The sequence below is a fragment of the Halomonas sp. MS1 genome (genome assembly GCF_024182575.1).
Lineage (GTDB): Bacteria > Pseudomonadota > Gammaproteobacteria > Pseudomonadales > Halomonadaceae > Vreelandella.
Genome location: NZ_CP098926.1, coordinates 2,527,160 through 2,543,420, shown reverse-complemented (window position 1 = coordinate 2,543,420; position 16,261 = coordinate 2,527,160). Strand labels below are relative to the sequence as shown.

The following is a 16,261-nucleotide window of genomic DNA, read 5'->3' as shown; positions in this document are numbered from 1 at the left end:
AATTACTCCTTCTTGATACAGGCTTTCCTGGCTGACTCATATCGCGTCGGTACAGTGTTGTATTTCATCCGCCATTTGGTTAAGCAGTGCGTCGTAAAGCCCTGCACTTAGTGTTAAGCCAACGCCCAGGGGATCCATCACACCACTATAGACATCGGTATCGCCAAAAACAGTATCAACAATTTGCGGATTAAATTGCGGTTCGCTGAATATACACGTAACGCCTTCTGCATCAACTAACTGCTGGATAGTTTCAATGCGCTTAGGGCTGGGCGAAGATGCGTCGCCGATAGAAATAGCACCAGCCGCAGTGACACCCAACGCTTTTTCAAAGTACTGATAGGCATCGTGAAATACGATAAAGCGAGTCTGCTCGCTATTGGCTAAGCGTTCCTTTAAATCTTGCTCAAGCGCTTCAAGTTCTTGCTGGCCTTGTGCCGCATTAGCACGATAGTGGGCGGCATTGTCAGGATCGATTTCGCTAAGTTGCTGGGCAATGGCATCGAGCCAGCGCCGCGCATTACCAGGATCCAGCCAACCATGTGGATCTTGCCCATCGTGATGATGGTCGTGGTCGTGGTCGTGGTCGTGGTCGTGGTCGTGGTCGTGGTCGTGGTCGTGGTCGTGGTCGTGGTCGTGGTCGTGGTCGTGGTCGTGGTCGTGGTCGTGGTCGTGGTCGTGGTCGTGGTCGTGGTCGTGGTCGTGGTCGTGGTCGTGGTCGTGGTCGTGGTCGTGGTCGTGGTCGTGGTCGTGGTCGTGGTCGTGGTCACCCAGATCAAACGTCGCGCCTTCACGATATGCAAACGTATTAATGCCGGGTACGCCCATTAGTTCCAGATGCTCGGCGTCGTTTGCCAAATTGGCGATCGGAGCCGATAACCAAGGCGTTAGATCATTACTTACCCATACGACCATATCAGCATCATTTAACACTTTGGCTTCCGAAGGCCTCAGTGAGTAGCCGTGGGGGGATGCACCAGGCTGAATGAAAAGGTCGGGCGATCCGAGATCTCCCATAACTTTGGCCACCAGTGAGTGTATCGGTGGAATGTCTACCGCCACTCGGGGAACATCTGCTAGGGCTGACAAGGGAAAGCTCGCTAATAGCGGCAGGGTGTAACGTGAAATTCTGTACTTCATGTTTTTCTCCAAATTATCAAAACCATAATTCCCCCACTCTCATACGACCTATCTAGAAAGCGCTTATAGCCGCAGAAGCATTAGCCCTTATTTTTTCAAAATGATATAACATAACAAATTGAATCAGAATAGCAATTAACCGAGAGGCTGCAAGCTGATGTCTCAATTCACACCCGGTAATGCCCCTCTCCTGCGCGCCAAACAAATCAATGTTCTGATCAGTGGCCAGCATATTTTGAGAGATATTAATCTGACATTGCACCGTGAAGAGATTGTCACGCTGATTGGCCCAAATGGCTCAGGAAAATCAACGTTAGTTAAAACATTAGTTGGGGCCATTAAGCCAACATCAGGTTACGTCGCCATCGATGAGAATTTGTCTATCGGTTATGTGCCCCAGCGACTCCATTTAGACCCAACGCTACCGATGACGGTCTCACGCTTCCTTAACCTTCCTCACCGCCATGCCCGTCGTGATGTGCAGCAAACATTAGCAAACGCTGGGGTCGAGGCATTGGAAAATTCCGCCATGAGCCACTTATCAGGCGGCCAACTCCAACGGGTACTGCTGGCCCGCGCGCTTATCACAAAACCAGACATCTTAATTCTCGACGAGGCAACACAAGGGTTGGACTATCGTGGCATCGCGGACTTTTATAAAAAAATTGAAGAGGTTCGTCAGCACTACCGCTGTGCCGTATTGATGGTCAGCCATGACCTTCATGTCGTCATGCGCACCGCCGACCATGTGCTGTGCTTAAACGGCCACATCTGTTGCGAGGGCAAACCAGAGCGTGTTGCGTCTTCCCCAGACTATCAAGCGTTATTCGGTGAACAGACAGCACAAATGCTGGCTTTTTATCGTCATCACCATGAGGAGGCAGCCCATGTTGGATGACTTCATGTGGCGCGCTACTCTGGCCGGCATATTCGTTGCCCTTGCCGCGGCACCGCTTGGCTGCTTTGTGGTTTGGCGACGTATGGCTTACTTCGGCGATGCGACATCTCACGCCGCCATCCTTGGTGTTGCACTGGCTTTAATGTTTAACCTCTCTATTTTTGCAGGCGTATTAACCGTTGCCCTCACCATGGCCGCTTGCGTAACGCTACTCAGCGGGCGCGGTTATGCCATGGATACGCTACTCGGTGTCATGGCTCACTCAGCCTTGGCGATCGGCCTGGTCGCCGTTTCATTTATTTCGGGAGTCCGGATTGACCTGACGGCATATTTATTCGGCGATATCCTGGCCGTTGGCCAGGATGACCTGTGGATCATCGGTGGCGGCGCATTACTGATATTGGCGTTACTCTTCTGGCGTTGGTCGGCACTTCTGACTGCCACACTGAGCGATGAACTTGCCTACGCCAATGGCATTCAGCCCCGCCGCGAGCAATTGGTCTTAACGCTCTCTCTTGCCATGGTCGTGGCTGTGGCACTCAAGGTGGTCGGTGCATTGCTAATTGCAGCCTTACTGATTATTCCTGCTGCAACGGCAAGGCCTTTCTCCAGAACGCCTGAAATTATGGCACTAGTAGCTATGTGTATTGCGACATTGGCGGTTACGTTGGGGCTCAGGGCCGCTTACTATTTTGATACCCCCACGGGGCCGACAATTGTTACCTTGGCCGCTGGCTTTTTCGCGCTTTCGACTCTAGGGATAAATGCTTTTCGCTATTTAGGCCAACGTTAGGTATCTGTCAGGTCAAATGGTTATCCCAGCGGAATTCCTGGCTGGCGAGCAACTCGGGCACTGCCGTGTCAGGGGTTACACGGTAGAGTCCGCCCTGGCCGGAGGAGACCAGAAAGCCGCCGCTCCCATCACAGCGGGCACCGGCAGCGTCGGGTAGCTCCAGGTTAGCGTTCAAGCGGCCCTGTTCAGCATCTAGCAGCAGCACCCGATTGCCGCGAGGAGCGGTCACCAGAACAGTTGCTGAAACACGGCTAAACGCGACGCTAGCGGTGTAGTGCCGAAGGCTGGTGGTGACCTCATCGGGCAGCGCCAGCTCAGAGAAGCCTCCAGCGGCGTCCAGTCGACAAATCAGCGGATAGGACTCCCACTCAGGGCCTTCAAATTGGTATCCGGCGATCACCGTGCCGTCCGCTGCCACGTCTAGATGACGGCAGCTAAGCTGGTGGTGCGAAGGAGCATGGCGGGCTACTACTTCACCGCTGTGGCGATTCATAAGCATCAGCGCCGGGGCCATAGTGTCCAGATTGAGCTTAACCCGACCGTAGTCAGGGTGAGTCTGGATTCCCCCCAAACCAATCACCAGAGTATCACCATCTGGCATCAGCCGAAGCTCATGGGGCCCGATACCATCCAGCGACATATCGCGCACATGAGCGTAGTCGTTGGCAGCATCGTAAACGCGCACTAGCCCGGCGCTGTCCGACAAACGATTGGCAGTGACATACAGATAGCGCCCGTTCAGGTCGAAAACCCCATGTCCATAGAAATGGTAACCTTCTCCCGCTGAAATGGTGTGAACTAAGCGCCGATTAGCCCCATCGATCACATGCATTCGAGTGCCGGGGCGGCGGGCAAAAAGTACTGCCTGGTGGGAGCTAGGACGTAGACAGCCCCCGTGACAGCGCTCGGGCACTTCAATCATAAAGCGGCTTTTACCATCCAGTGCCACTCCAGCGATGTAGTGCTTCCCATCAAGATCATCAACCGCGCTAAACAGCCAGTCAGCATTTTCGCGCCCCGGCACCGCCCAGCTCAGTGGTGTTAATGCCATTAAGACGCTTCCTAGCCCAGCTTTCAGCACCTGCCGTCGCTGCATCGCTCAATCTCCATCGCTAGAATTAAAGCCACGCACGAGGCCAAGTTCGGCCGCAATTTCGGTTCCCAGCAGATAGTTCAACTGACCAATATTGAGATAAAGCGACTGCAGGTCACGAAAAGCTTGATCGTTCAGTGACGTTGTCAGCCCCGAAGGCAGATCACTCGCCTTGGCTAACGTCTTGTCCAATTGATCACGAAATGTCTCGGCGAGTGGCACTGCATCGGCTTCGCGCAGCAACGTCGAGAGTCCTGGAAGAAACCCTGTACGCAGCCCTTCAAGCGTACTTTCCACCAAACGAATGGAGTTACCGCTACGCCAAGCTTCCGCTAAATAGCGATTAGCAGGCGCCCCTTGTAGCCCCATTGGCTCACCAAGACGTTTCTGCTCTAGGGTTTCGATTGCTTGAATGGCGTTAGCCAGTGTGGTTTCGGTGTAACGCGGGGTATCACGATAGTGCATACCAAAGGCCTGCCAGTCGCGCTCCAGTGCGCTACTCGTGTCTACGAGATGAGTAGAGATAGCCTGCAACAAGCCGCACATAGCCGGTTCACCAAGTGGCCGGTCACTCATAGCATCGTCATATAGCAAGTACTCAATAGCCGGAAATCCCTGAATCGCGACGCTATCGCTAGCAATATCTTCGGCCGTTGGCGTGGTGTCCGCTCTCAACCATCCTTCTACCTTGCTACCTACAAGGTTTTTGCGGTCTGGCCAGAACTGAAGTTGCCAGCCACGGCTATTCTGCTCAATGGGCCCAAACTGGACAAAGCGCACCGCCTGCCAAGCTTGATAAGCCCCCAGCCAGTCGCTTTCAAGCCGCTGCTTGAGCGATTCATCGGGCGCTTGGCAAAAACGCGTTGCACTAGCCTCCAGGCGCTCAGAGGCATTACTGAGTTCGGCATACTGCTGCGCTATCGCGCCATGCCAGATATCACGCGGTGTATTGGTGTCCGCATCAGCAGAAACCAATGTAGAAAGGGGGGCCGCTAAAAACGCAACCGCCACCCCCAAACGACGAAGAGAAGAAATCACATTAACTCCTTACGAATAGCCGACAGCCGTAACAGAAGAGTTGCAAAGCTCATAAAGACTCAAGAAAGCGAATAAGTTCCGCGCGCTGTTCAGTGGGTAGATGTCGATAGGCTTCAGTGGCCGCCTCTGCTTCGCCACCATGCCAGAGAATCGCCTCTTCGAGCGTGCGGGCACGGCCATCGTGGAGAAAGCCAGCTCGAGGATTCACCGTTTGTGTCAGGCCAATACCCCACAACGGTGGGGTGCGCCATTCGCGCCCATCCGCTTGAAACTCACTACGATGATCGGCCAAGGCTTCGCCCATATCGTGGAGCAGTAGATCGCTATAAGGCCATATTTCTTGATTCGCCAACGCCGCTCGGGGGGCATCCGAGGCGGTGTGATGGCGGGGGGTATGGCAGCTTGCGCAGCCCAGTGCGTTAAATGTCTCGGCACCCTGTATTACCTCAGGATCATCCATGTTGCGGCGCATCGGCACCGCCAGGCTAGAGGCATAGAAGGTGATGAAGTCTGCAATTTCATCGCTGACTTCAGGCGTTCCACCCTCAGGAAAGGCATCGCACCCCTGACTAACCATACAATCCGTTTGTGGCACTAAGCGAGAAGTTAGCCCCATATCGCCGGCGAAGGCGTGCATGCTCTGCTGCTCAATGCTGGGTTCACCCGCTTTCCAACCAAAGCGCCCCATCACCGTGGTGCCACTGCGCACATCCCAGACTTGGTTATAGCGCCCGGAAATGCCATCGCCATCGGCATCGTTGGGGTCGGCTGCAGCCATCAGGTCTGCTTCAGGAATCGCCTCCAGCAGGCCCAGGCCAATCATTGGTGGCGCCAACCGCGGCGACGTCAGCAACGTGTTCGGTAACTCACCGTAGGCAGGTTCGGCAATTGAGTAAAGCGGCTCCTGCAAGGTAACGCTATGGCCGTCGGCAAAGCCCACTTCCCGCGGACGGTACTCAATGATCAGTTTGCCCTCCGGCTGCACGCCAGGAATCGCAGAGGTTTGTAGCTGCAAACCGTAGTTGGGTACCGGGAGCGCGCCCCGTTGCTCCAAAATTTCCGGCTCCGCCTGATTGGAAGGCAGCGAAAGACGCAGAAACAACGCGATGGGGGTTTCATCTCCCATCGGAGGGTGGCCTCGCCCATCCTTGAGATGACAGCCTTGACAACTATTGGTATTAAACAACGGGCCCAGGCCATCACGGGCCTCAGTACTGGCAGGTGCTACCACCCAGGGGTTGCGGAAAAAGCTATTGCCGACGCTGAAATCAAGCCGCTTAGTCATCGACATGTTACGTAGCGGTAATGAATAAGCGTTGTGATCAAATTGCTCCACTGCCCCATCGCCACCGCTCATCGGCGACGATTGAATGGCGGGAGATTCAGCCGCCTGTAAAGAGACCACAAACAAAGAGGCCGCCAACAGTGCTAAGAAAAGGCAGCATTGAGCGAGTCGCCTGAAGGCAAAAAAGCGAGAGAGGTGGCACATAAATATACCTTGAAACAAACGACAAAAGCCGTCCGACAGCCAAGCTGCCAGACGGCTCATAAAATCAAACGAATGATTTAGAAACGATGGCCTGCATCATCCGGCTGCAAAGAGGTAACCCCCAACTCACCGGCGGCTTCTTCAAGGGATGCCGTTTGCGCCACCAGAGTGAGAATCGCCTCGTTGATCAATTCACTGCCCTGCTCATTACCCGGCGCAATCATCATATCGAATGCCATCGGCGAGCTTTCCGCTTCAGCCGCTTGCTTGATAGCATCAAGCCGCGCCATGGTGGCTTCAAGCTGCTCACCAAGGGTATCGGCTAGCTCGCTATCTGTCTGAGACAGTAAGTCTTGCAGCGAAGGGCCCTCTACCACACTGCCATCAAGGCGCTGATAGCTGCCGGTGTAGATATTCTGAATCCCCTGGCCATTGTAGTAGTGAGAGTTGTGGGTATTATCGCTGAAGCAGTCGTGCTCATCCTCAAAAGAGTTGGCTTCAAGCGCGACTTTCAAGCGCTCTCCCGCTAGTTCACCCAACGATAGCGACCCCATACCAAATAGCATACGGCGCAGGCCTTCCTGATCACTTTCAGCCAGCAGTTCCTGACGATAGTTGCCTTCAACTTCAGGCGACCACTGGGCAACCATCCACTCAAGATCACTGACCAGCAGGTCCGACACTGCATCCAGGTACGTCCGGCGGCGATCGCAGTTACCATGGGTGCAGTCATCGCCGGTTTGGAAGTCACTCACCGGACGCTCACCACTGCCTGCTTCGAAGCCATTAAGGTCCTGCCCCCAGAGCAGAAATTCGATGGCGTGGTAGCCGCTGGCGACGTTGGCTTCTGAGCCCCCCACTTCGTTAAGGTCGGCTAAGAGCTCTGACGTAATATCACTGACATCCAGGACTTCCCCTCCTATCGTGATACGCTCGTTGGCAATGATATTAGCAGTGGCCCCTTCATTACCCAGCTCATGCTGATAGCCATCGCTTTCGACATAATCAATCATGCCTTCATCCAGAGGCCAGGCGTTCAGTTGCCCTTCCCAGTCATCCACCACAACATTGCCAAAACGAAATACTTCGCTTTGCTGATACGATACCCGTGCTTGCAACCAGGCTTGCTTAGTTGCGTTCAGAGCCTCAACAGTAGGGTTGGCCAGCAATTCGTCGATACGCTCGTTCAACACCTCGGCGGCATTGAGCGCATCGGCGTAATTAGCATGCGCCAAGTCGGCATAGTGATGAACCACAGCGTCGGCGCTAACAGCATCGTCAGCGGAAACGGCTAAAGGCATCAACGCGCTAAGCGCAACGATACCTGCAAGAGGGCGACGGAGCATGATGACAGGCATTACAGTGTCCTTTAAGCGATGGCATTAAGAGTTTAGTGTCGTTTCCCTGCAGATTAATGTAATTCATTTACTTATGATATTCAATCTCACTTGCATAAAGATATGGCGCTTTTATTTGTTAAATACGCGCCTTTTGCATAACGTCATTACTTTCTTGTCCTGGGAAGACGGCCATGTTGGATTACAAACTTCTCCATGCCCTGGCCACTGTGGTGGAGTGCGGCGGTTTTGAACGAGCAGGCGATACATTAGGGCTTTCTCAATCAGCCATCTCCCAACGTATAAAAGCACTGGAAGTACGTCTAGGCCAGCCAGTGCTAATGCGCCATCCTAAGCTTTCACCTACACCTGCTGGTCAGCGGCTACTCACCCATTACCAGCAAGTACAGCTGTTAGAACGCGACCTACAGCAGACGCTACCTACGCTAGATAACGCAACGACCCGACTAAGAATCGCCATCAACGCTGACAGCGTGGTGACGTGGTGGGCAAACGCAGTGGCAGATATCTGTCAAACCGAGGGCGTATTGCTCGATTTAGTTATTGAGGATCAGGACGTTGGGCTTAACCGTCTGCGAGATGGCGATGTCGCAGCCTGTCTTTGCTCTACGCCAACACCCATCGCGGGCGCTCGCTGTATTAAAGTAGGCGAGATGCGTTATCTCCCGCTAGCATCACCTGCCTACGTGCAACGCTACTTTCCTGAAGGCCTTTCTCCAGAAGCTTTTCAGCAAGCCCCAGTGATTGTGTTCGGCCCTCATGACCAGCTTCAGCATCAGTTTCTTGCTCAGTGTGGCTATCACGGCCATTTCCCCTACCACCTGTGCCCTTCATCAGAAGGGTTTGTGCGTCTCGCCACCGCAGGCATTGGCTACGGAATGGTTCCACAACTGCAGGCACTAGACCAGCTGCAAAAAGGCCATCTTGTCAGCATCGCCCCCGGCCACTCGCTTACCGTGCCACTTTATTGGCATTTTTGGCGCCACAGTGGACAACTAGTCCAGCGCCTAACTAAAAGTCTGAACTGTCTCATGCTTTAGACCCATTGTCGGCCACTCGCTTTGAAAGAGGTCTACACTTTGCCTAGGAGCAAAACCCGCCCAAGGCAGGCAAGGGAACCTAGGCACTAAGACCTAGAAGCGATAAAGCCCAACGCAAAAACAACCAAAATAGCGATATTTATGGATGCTTACTGTTGGTTAAAGCGCCTTCCGGCTGGCTTGTTAGTGCTTATTATTAGCTGGCATTCACAAGCAAGTGCTGCAGCTACCATCGTCGTCTCTCCCGAGCAGGCGCGTTACGACTTAAATGAAGCAAGCGGTTACTGGAATACCTTAGAATCACTAAACCTACGCGATGTTTTAGCGCTATCTCCTTCATTTAAACCGGTCCGTCGCGCCTCTGATCTACATTTCGGCTATACACAAAGCGATGTCTGGCTAAAAACGCAAATTCATAATGCATCGCCCCGCCCCACCACCTGGATGGTTAAATTCGAATACCCATTTTTAGACCATGTCACCCTGTATACGCTGAGAGAACACGCTAGTGACGTTCAGCACAGCGGGATCGCCGTGCCAATTGACGAGCGATCAATCGCCCACCGACAGGCTGTTTTTCCAGTGATGCTGCTCGGCGGAGAAACCGTGACGCTTTATACCCAGGTAAAAGCCACGGGCAGTAAGTTTCTGAGCTATAGCTTAATGACGCCAGAGGCGTTTTATACTCAAAATGACCGGCATAATTTCTGGCTGGCGACTTACTTCGGCATGCTGCTAGCATTAAGCATTTACAACCTGCTGCTATTTTTTGTGCTTAAAGAGCACGTATTTCTCTACTACGCGCTATTTGCCTTCGGGTTTACACTGGCAAGTTTGACGTTCAATGGCCTTGGCACGCTGATGTTTTGGAGTTTCCTAGGCGATAACACCGCGCGCCTGGTAGCGATTGGTTTTACGTTTGCTTCTGCGATGGGCGCCCTATTCACGCAAAGTTTTCTTAACACGGCCATCTACTGCCCACGTTGGCATCACATCATTACGCTATTTCGCGGCTACTGCTATATAGCGCTGGTAGCGATGATATTTTTGCCACTTCAACCCGCCCTACGCTTAATGGATATAACAGGGTTTGCTGCCTCACTATTAATGCTCGTGTGCGGTATTTATTGCAGTTGGCACCGCGTGCCTAGCGCCCGTATTTTTGTGCTCGCCTGGTCAATATTTCTACTTGGGGCTAGCGTGTTTGCACTTCGAAACCTTAGTATTCTACCCGCCAATTTCCTAACCCTTCACGGAATACAAATCGGCTCAGCCATTGAGATGTTGCTGCTATCTTTCGCACTGGCCGCACGTTTTAATAAATTAAAATGGCAAAAAGAGCGTGCTCAAGCAGAAACCGTCGCAATGCTCAAAAAACAGGAAGCTGTTCTAGAAGCAAAAGTAGCCGCTCGTACTCAGGCACTAGAGAAGCTAGCCAATCACGATATGCTCACCGGCTTGCTTAACCGCAACGGGCTGACACGCTGCGCAGAAGCGGCTCTTGAACACTGTAGAAAAACGCATACGCCTTTAGCACTGGTCATGTGTGATCTTGACTGCTTCAAACCAATTAACGACCAGTATGGCCATGAGGTAGGCGATTTCGTGCTTCAGCAAATTGCCAAGCGTCTCGTGCACGTCGCACGTGGGAGTGATCATTGCGCGCGCTTTGGCGGCGACGAGTTTATTCTCTTACTGGAGGGGATAACTGATCAGACTGCGTTAGAGGAGATGCGTAACCGTATCGAACAGACCGTTCGCTCACCTATCAAGCTACCTGATGGCACGTTAGTTAGCGTAGGCGTCAGTATCGGTATTTGTATTAGCTATGCAGATAACGATACGTTAGCCAGCCTGCTTCGTGAAGCAGATAGCCAGATGTACGCCGTCAAGTCACGCCAAACCACCCGTTACTATGGCTATGGTTCAGCGTGATCTTAACGGATAGTAAACTACATCAGTCAAACAAGCTCATACGTTTCATAACGTTATCGCGCTTGATTCGCCAGTGAAATAGAGCACCCGCAATATGCAGCGTAATAAGCACAACTAACGCCCACCCTAAACGCTCATGCCAAACAAACAGCGTTTGCGAAAGCGCTTCGTTTTTGCCCAACACCCCCGGCAAATGCCATTGAAAAAACTCAACAGGAAAGCCGCCGGTAGCAGTGGCTGTCCAACCAATCAGTGGCATAACCACTAGCCCCGCATAAAGCAAGTGATGCACGCTAGTACTGATAATTCGCTCGAAGGCATTGAGCGGCGGTTCGTGGTCGGGCACAACAAAAGCTAGCCGCGTAATAATCCTCAGCGTCATTAGCAACAGTATCGTCACGCCTAAGGTTTTATGGCTGGTATAGAGCACGTTGGTAAGCGCATTCCCAAGCAAATCAACGGCGCGCTCATACCCCAGGAAGCCAAGCGTCAGGCCACTTGCCAATGACAGCAGCACGGCGACTGCCACTAGCCAATGCAACACTCGGTGAGGATAAATATAGTGATCTAGCTCGTGCATTCAGAACTCCTGGCTCATTCGCGTCATGGTAGTTAGCTTAGCTCAGTCAGGTTGCGTTAGAAAAACTAAGAAACCTCTGATTAACTATTGCGCTTGTCCATACTGCGTTAAAAATCGCCTCAAAATGCTCATTTACAACTCGTAAACTCCGCTTTTTCGTTGATTTTTGCCTTTTCTGGCCTACGCTCATAACATTAATCAGAGGATCCTAAATTATCGAGCCCCTCACTGAGCCGTATCACAATCAGCCCCCATTTGGCCGCCTTTGGACCAATTTTCCTGGGTTACTTCTTGAAAAAACACCTGCACGCTCACTGGGTCGGTACCATACACATCGCAGAACGCGTCAGTAATACGCTTTGCCAATTCTCGCTTTTGCGCAAGATCACGGGGGAATTGCTGGATAGTGACTATAGGCATCTTAGCTTCCTATCAATGAACATGTTAAAGCAACACCTTATAACGCTTCACTAGGTGCCGCTAGCTGTTCGCGAATCAATTCTCCTAAACGCCGCGCAGGCTCAGAAGGACGGTGTGGAGCACGATGGAGCGCTAGCTCAATCATTGGCAAGGCAGGAAGGCCACTACTGTCATCCAGCGGGCGCAGCGAGGGGGTTAACATACTACGCGTTACCACAACAACGGCTAACCCCGCGGTTACAATAGGGGCAAGACCCGCCATTGACTGGCTGGTATACGCAACGCGCCAATCACGCCCAGCCCCTTGTAACGCCTGCTCAGCAACCTCGCGAAAAACATCAGCGCCGGGAGAGTAAAGCGCCAGCGGAATAGGGTCACTTAGCGAAGGCTGCTGATTTACCCCTACCGCCCACATCAGTGGCTCACGACGAATCACATCGCCTCCTGGCGAATTTCGTTGGCGAGTCACCAGCGCTAAGTCCAACTCTGCTGCTTTGACCTGTTCGACTAAATGAGCACTAGTGCCACACTTTACGGTTAGCCCCACCGCAGGATACAGCTGGTGAAAGTACGCAAATACTGACGGCAATAGCGACGCATAGTCTTCAGGAATACCCAACGTTAAATCGCCCGTTATCTGGCGCGCCTGCATATCACTCCACGCGTCGTCATTGAGTGCCAATAGGCGGCGCGCGTGTACCAGCAAACGATCTCCTTCTGGGGTGAAACGTAGTCGTCGCCCAGCTCGCTCATGCAAACTCACATCAAGCTGCGCCTCTAAACGCTGTAACTGCATGCTCACTGTTGACTGGGTATACGCCAGCCGCTTTGCCGCTGCCGTAACGCTACCTGTATCGGCAATAGTAACCAGCGTACGAAGTAGCGTTAAGTCAAATGTTGGTGCGCGCATACATCACCATTATTGATAATAATGATCATAAAAGATCGATATTGTGATGAGTGTTTACTGAGTATGCTGCGCGTCTCAGGTTTAACGCAAGGAGAGATGCTATGCATCCCGTTCATTCCCCGGCCGTCATATCCCCCAGGTACAGTGTATGCGCAGCACTTGTGGCGGTGATGTTATGGAGCATAGCGCCGCTATTAGCAGAGTTCGCTCGGGATACCTCTCCGCTTCAGCTCACCGCACTTACGCTGCTGGCAGGTGCACTAGCGACGCTGCCACTCAGCCGTCGCGTTAACGTCGCGGCTTGCCGTCCTCGCTGGCAAATTAGCGTATGGCTTGGCCTACCACTATTGATCGTTGGTGCTGTTAGCAGTTACTACATTGGCATGCGTCTAGCACCTGCCGCAGAAGCCGCTTTGATCACCTACACCTGGCCAGTGCTGTTTGTACTATTAAGCCAATGGAGCCGGTTTGGTCGTCTGCACATCACCAGCGTGACAGGTGCGCTAATTGCTTTTTCGGGTGCCGCTATTTTGTTACTGCCGCAAGCCTTAAGTGGCGGCTTTGGCGGGGCTGCTTCAGGGTATGGGTTAGCGCTACTGGCGGCTTGTTGCTGGGCGCTCTACTCCTGGCTCGGGCAAGTAGCTCCTGTATCGCTAACACCATTGCTCCCGCGGTTACTTATGATCGCCTGCGCTGTTGCAACCTGCGCCAGCTTGATAGTGGAAGGAACCTTCATCATGCCGCAGGGTGAGGCTCTGTTGGCGGGTATCGCGCTGGGGCTTGGGCCGTACGGCATCGCTATGGTGGCCTGGGATAAAGCACTACGCTTTGGCCAAGCCAGCCTAGTCGGCAGCCTTGCCTATGGCGTACCGATCCTAGCGGCACTGCTACTGGTACTGGCAGGCGTCAGCGTGTTTGACTGGCGACTGCCAACGGCCGCCTTATTGGTCGTCGTAGGCTGTTTAAAAGCAAGCCGCTAAAACACTATTGACCTAAATAGCGAGGCTTTGCGATACCTTCCAGCGCATCAAGGGGGATCGTCAGAACAGGCTGGCCGGCTGCATAAGGGGCAATTTCATAGACGTTGTATTTAACTTCCCAGGCAGTTGCCAACGGGGCTATGTTGCGGCTCTCGCTGAGCGGCCAATTGAGGGCAAACTGCTCATCATGGCCCATCTCCTCTATCCAGCGTTGGTGGGCCTGATCAAGCAGTGCTTGAAAAGCGCCCTGCTGGCCTTCCAACAACATATCGTCTGGATCAACCACACGCTGCAGACGCTCGTCTATCACCATAAACTCAGTCATTGGCAAACCATGCGCCTGCCCCGCATGATAAACGTAGCTACTTAGTTCAAGTATCAATAAGTCGTTGTGCTGCCCATAAACCTTAGCTTCTAACATCGCTTCGCTAGTCATTGCTCCCGGTGCGGTGCGATTATCTTCCTCAGCTAGCTCAAAAAAGTTTTGTGCATAGGCCTCCCAGCTATCAGCTGGCAATGCATCCTCCTCAGTAATGCCCATTGCAAGCGTTAACAGCCGTTTTTGTAACTGCTCCGTTAGCTCTGCAGATTGCGGAAACGCGAGCGCAGACACGGTGACGGTAGAGCACTGTTCAGCCTGACACTCAGGTGCTATGTACTCTTTTTCAACCGCTTTGGAAGCAAGCGCAAGTGACTCTGCAGAAGCATCATCCGACGACTGACAACCACTTAATAACAATAAACCAATCACCGTTAAACCGAATGAATAGCGCAGCATAAAACCTCCTTGTGAATAACGTAGGCACCTTCAAGCCACGTAAATAGGAATACAAAAGCAAACGCCCCTACTGTCACCAGCAAGGGCGTTGCATCATACAACGTGCGCTAAATTACGCGTCAGGCTGCATCTCTGTTGGCTCTGCATTGACTTGCAGCTCAAACATACCACTGCCGCTAACAGCGAAACCACGTGCAATAACGGTGTAGGTGCCCGGCAAAAGCGCCTGCTCTAAACGCGAGTTAGTGCCGCTACCGCCGTCATCATCGCTGTAAGCATCGCCGCCGCCACTTAGCTCTAAATACGTATCAAAGTCACTTGAACGCATGCTAAGCCTGACCAAAGAGCTCTCTTCTAAGGTGAGTTCATAGGTCAACGGCTCACCGCTATACCAGCCATTGAGCGTTTCATTAGGTGTTAACTCACCTTCATTACGCAGCTCTACACCCTCCGGCAATTCACGCGGCTCTACTGAAAGCGTAAACAAACCGCTATCGGAGCCATACGCCGTGCGTGCTGTTAATTGATAACTGCCCGGTGCTAAAAAGTCGGCAATACTGGCGTCCAGATTGCCAGCACTGTCGTCATCTTCGCGGAAATAGCCATTTGGCCCTTCCAGCACCAGATAAGAGTCGATATCGCTTGAGCGCATATCAATTTGATACATACCCGCTTCTTCGATCTCTAGTTGATAGCTTCGCTCCTGGCCGCTAAACCAACCATTCAGCGTTTCGCTGGGCACAACACTCCCATCATTGCGCAGATCGTCAGGCAATTCACGTGGCTCCGCACTCAACGTAAAAAGACCACTCCCTTCGCCGAAGGCAGAACGTGCGGTGACGGTGTAATCACCAGGAGCAAGAAAGTCTGAAATACGTGCATTCAAGTTGCCAGCGCCATCATCATCCTCACGGTTGTAGCCGTTCGGACCAGACAGCTCCAGATACGCATCAAATTCATCGGCACGCATCTCGATTTGATACATACCTTCTTCTTCAACGGTTAACGTCACTTCCCGTGACGTGCCACCTAGCCAACTATCCATCGGCTCGCCAATGGTCAGCGTGTCAGAATCGCTCAGCTCAACCGTACGGCTATTAAGGGTGAATGGGCCATAGCTGCTTGCATCCGCCCCACTGACGGCCACTACGTATTGACCATCTTTTTCGATACGATGACGAACGGTCTCGGCATTCTCCAGCAGCTGCAGCCCATCGTCATAGAGAGCAACGACTCCCCTTAAGGCACCACTGAGAGAAAACTCGACTAACGAGTCCTCTTCCAGATTGATGACATAGCGCACATAGCGGCTACCATCATTACCGTTCAGCTCCGCTGCCGAGGTAATCTCTCCCCTAGTTTGCTCACCTAGCGTAATACTTTCGAGCCCTGCTAATGCTTGGGAAACCTGCCCCTGCTCCGCACTGGTAGGTTCTGCGGCGCTTGCCGTTGATGTAAAACTGGGCGCCGCCTGAGCGGCTAACAACCCAACAGCAACCCCACCGGCGGCAACCAAAATTAGCGTTAGAGAAGAAGACTTAGCCATAGGTGCATCCTTGTTTATTGGCAAACATGTAAAACCTAGCGAGTGCTAATTATATGATGCCTATCTGAGTAAAGTGAGCCTTTATCTAAAATTTATACCAGACACATGACACCGCCGAGTTACATCGACCACACTTCGTTAACTTGCTGAATCACAACGGCACTGAAGAAAGTTGCAAAAAATCTTAATTTAGAAGCCAATTGCATCGATCTTCGTAAAGCTTGCCGTATTAAAATGACCACGTTACTATCGGAGCAGATATC

General features: G+C 52.5%; 15 protein-coding genes. 5 read left to right on the top strand and 10 right to left on the bottom strand.

The annotated features are described in order from the left end of the window. Positions 1 to 36: 36 nt before the first annotated feature. A complete protein-coding gene (locus NF683_RS11590; RefSeq protein ID WP_253920062.1) occupies positions 37 to 1,140 on the bottom strand; it encodes a zinc ABC transporter substrate-binding protein in 1,104 nt (367 codons plus the stop codon). Positions 1,141 to 1,297: 157 nt separating this feature from the next. On the opposite strand from NF683_RS11590, the gene NF683_RS11585 reads away from it, so the two are divergent. Next, entirely contained in the window at positions 1,298 to 2,038 is a 741-nt protein-coding gene (locus tag NF683_RS11585) for a metal ABC transporter ATP-binding protein (protein ID WP_089038962.1), read from the top strand. After that, positions 2,028 to 2,831, top strand: coding sequence for a metal ABC transporter permease (locus tag NF683_RS11580; protein ID WP_193060928.1), 804 nt, complete (start codon positions 2,028 to 2,030; stop codon positions 2,829 to 2,831). The genes NF683_RS11585 and NF683_RS11580 overlap by 11 nt, the downstream gene beginning before the upstream one ends. Positions 2,832 to 2,838: 7 nt before the next feature. Here NF683_RS11580 and NF683_RS11575 read toward each other — a convergent pair whose 3' ends face one another. The 4 genes from NF683_RS11575 to NF683_RS11560 form a co-directional block, all read right to left on the bottom strand. Continuing rightward, positions 2,839 to 3,927, bottom strand: a complete 1,089-nt coding sequence (locus tag NF683_RS11575; protein WP_253920061.1) for a DUF1513 domain-containing protein — start codon at positions 3,925 to 3,927, stop codon at positions 2,839 to 2,841. Positions 3,928 to 3,930: 3 nt separating this feature from the next. Continuing rightward, the gene (locus tag NF683_RS11570; protein ID WP_253920060.1) at positions 3,931 to 4,962 is read right to left on the bottom strand and encodes an imelysin family protein; all 1,032 of its coding nucleotides are present in this window, start codon (positions 4,960 to 4,962) and stop codon (positions 3,931 to 3,933) included. Positions 4,963 to 5,011: 49 nt separating this feature from the next. Beyond that, entirely contained in the window at positions 5,012 to 6,451 is a 1,440-nt protein-coding gene (locus NF683_RS11565; protein WP_253920059.1) for a di-heme oxidoreductase family protein, read from the bottom strand. 77 nt (positions 6,452 to 6,528) lie between these two features. Further along, a complete protein-coding gene (locus NF683_RS11560) occupies positions 6,529 to 7,809 on the bottom strand; it encodes an imelysin family protein (protein ID WP_253920058.1) in 1,281 nt (426 codons plus the stop codon). Positions 7,810 to 7,982: 173 nt separating this feature from the next. Here NF683_RS11560 and NF683_RS11555 point away from each other — a divergent pair, with 173 nt between their 5' ends. Then, complete coding sequence (locus NF683_RS11555) at positions 7,983 to 8,849, top strand: LysR family transcriptional regulator ArgP (protein WP_089038967.1); 867 nt, start codon at positions 7,983 to 7,985, stop codon at positions 8,847 to 8,849. A gap of 141 nt (positions 8,850 to 8,990) precedes the next feature. Beyond that, positions 8,991 to 10,784: a diguanylate cyclase gene (locus NF683_RS11550; RefSeq protein ID WP_253920057.1), complete on the top strand. Its 1,794-nt coding sequence runs from the start codon at positions 8,991 to 8,993 to the stop codon at positions 10,782 to 10,784. 22 nt (positions 10,785 to 10,806) lie between these two features. On the opposite strand, the gene NF683_RS11545 is transcribed toward NF683_RS11550, so the two are convergent. The 3 genes from NF683_RS11545 to NF683_RS11535 all read right to left on the bottom strand — a co-directional run bounded on the left by NF683_RS11545 (position 10,807) and on the right by NF683_RS11535 (position 12,694). Next, on the bottom strand, positions 10,807 to 11,364 hold the full coding sequence (locus tag NF683_RS11545; RefSeq protein ID WP_089038969.1) for a cytochrome b: 558 nt from the start codon (positions 11,362 to 11,364) through the stop codon (positions 10,807 to 10,809). 225 nt (positions 11,365 to 11,589) lie between these two features. Further along, positions 11,590 to 11,784 (bottom strand): tautomerase family protein, encoded by a 195-nt coding sequence (locus NF683_RS11540; protein WP_089038970.1) that lies wholly within the window; start codon positions 11,782 to 11,784, stop codon positions 11,590 to 11,592. Between the two features lie 37 nt (positions 11,785 to 11,821). Beyond that, positions 11,822 to 12,694 carry a LysR substrate-binding domain-containing protein gene (locus NF683_RS11535; RefSeq protein ID WP_253920056.1) on the bottom strand — a complete coding sequence of 291 codons (873 nt, stop codon included), beginning with the start codon at positions 12,692 to 12,694 and terminating at the stop codon, positions 11,822 to 11,824. A gap of 101 nt (positions 12,695 to 12,795) precedes the next feature. Between NF683_RS11535 and NF683_RS11530 the strand changes: the two genes are divergently transcribed. Beyond that, positions 12,796 to 13,674 carry a DMT family transporter gene (locus NF683_RS11530; RefSeq protein WP_253920055.1) on the top strand — a complete coding sequence of 293 codons (879 nt, stop codon included), beginning with the start codon at positions 12,796 to 12,798 and terminating at the stop codon, positions 13,672 to 13,674. Positions 13,675 to 13,678: 4 nt separating this feature from the next. On the opposite strand, the gene NF683_RS11525 is transcribed toward NF683_RS11530, so the two are convergent. Both NF683_RS11525 and NF683_RS11520 read right to left on the bottom strand, forming a co-directional pair. Next, positions 13,679 to 14,452, bottom strand: a complete 774-nt coding sequence (locus NF683_RS11525) for an RsiV family protein (RefSeq protein ID WP_253920054.1) — start codon at positions 14,450 to 14,452, stop codon at positions 13,679 to 13,681. A 112-nt stretch (positions 14,453 to 14,564) separates the two neighbouring features. After that, the gene (locus tag NF683_RS11520) at positions 14,565 to 15,998 is read right to left on the bottom strand and encodes a hypothetical protein (RefSeq protein WP_253920053.1); all 1,434 of its coding nucleotides are present in this window, start codon (positions 15,996 to 15,998) and stop codon (positions 14,565 to 14,567) included. Positions 15,999 to 16,261 lie beyond the last annotated feature (263 nt).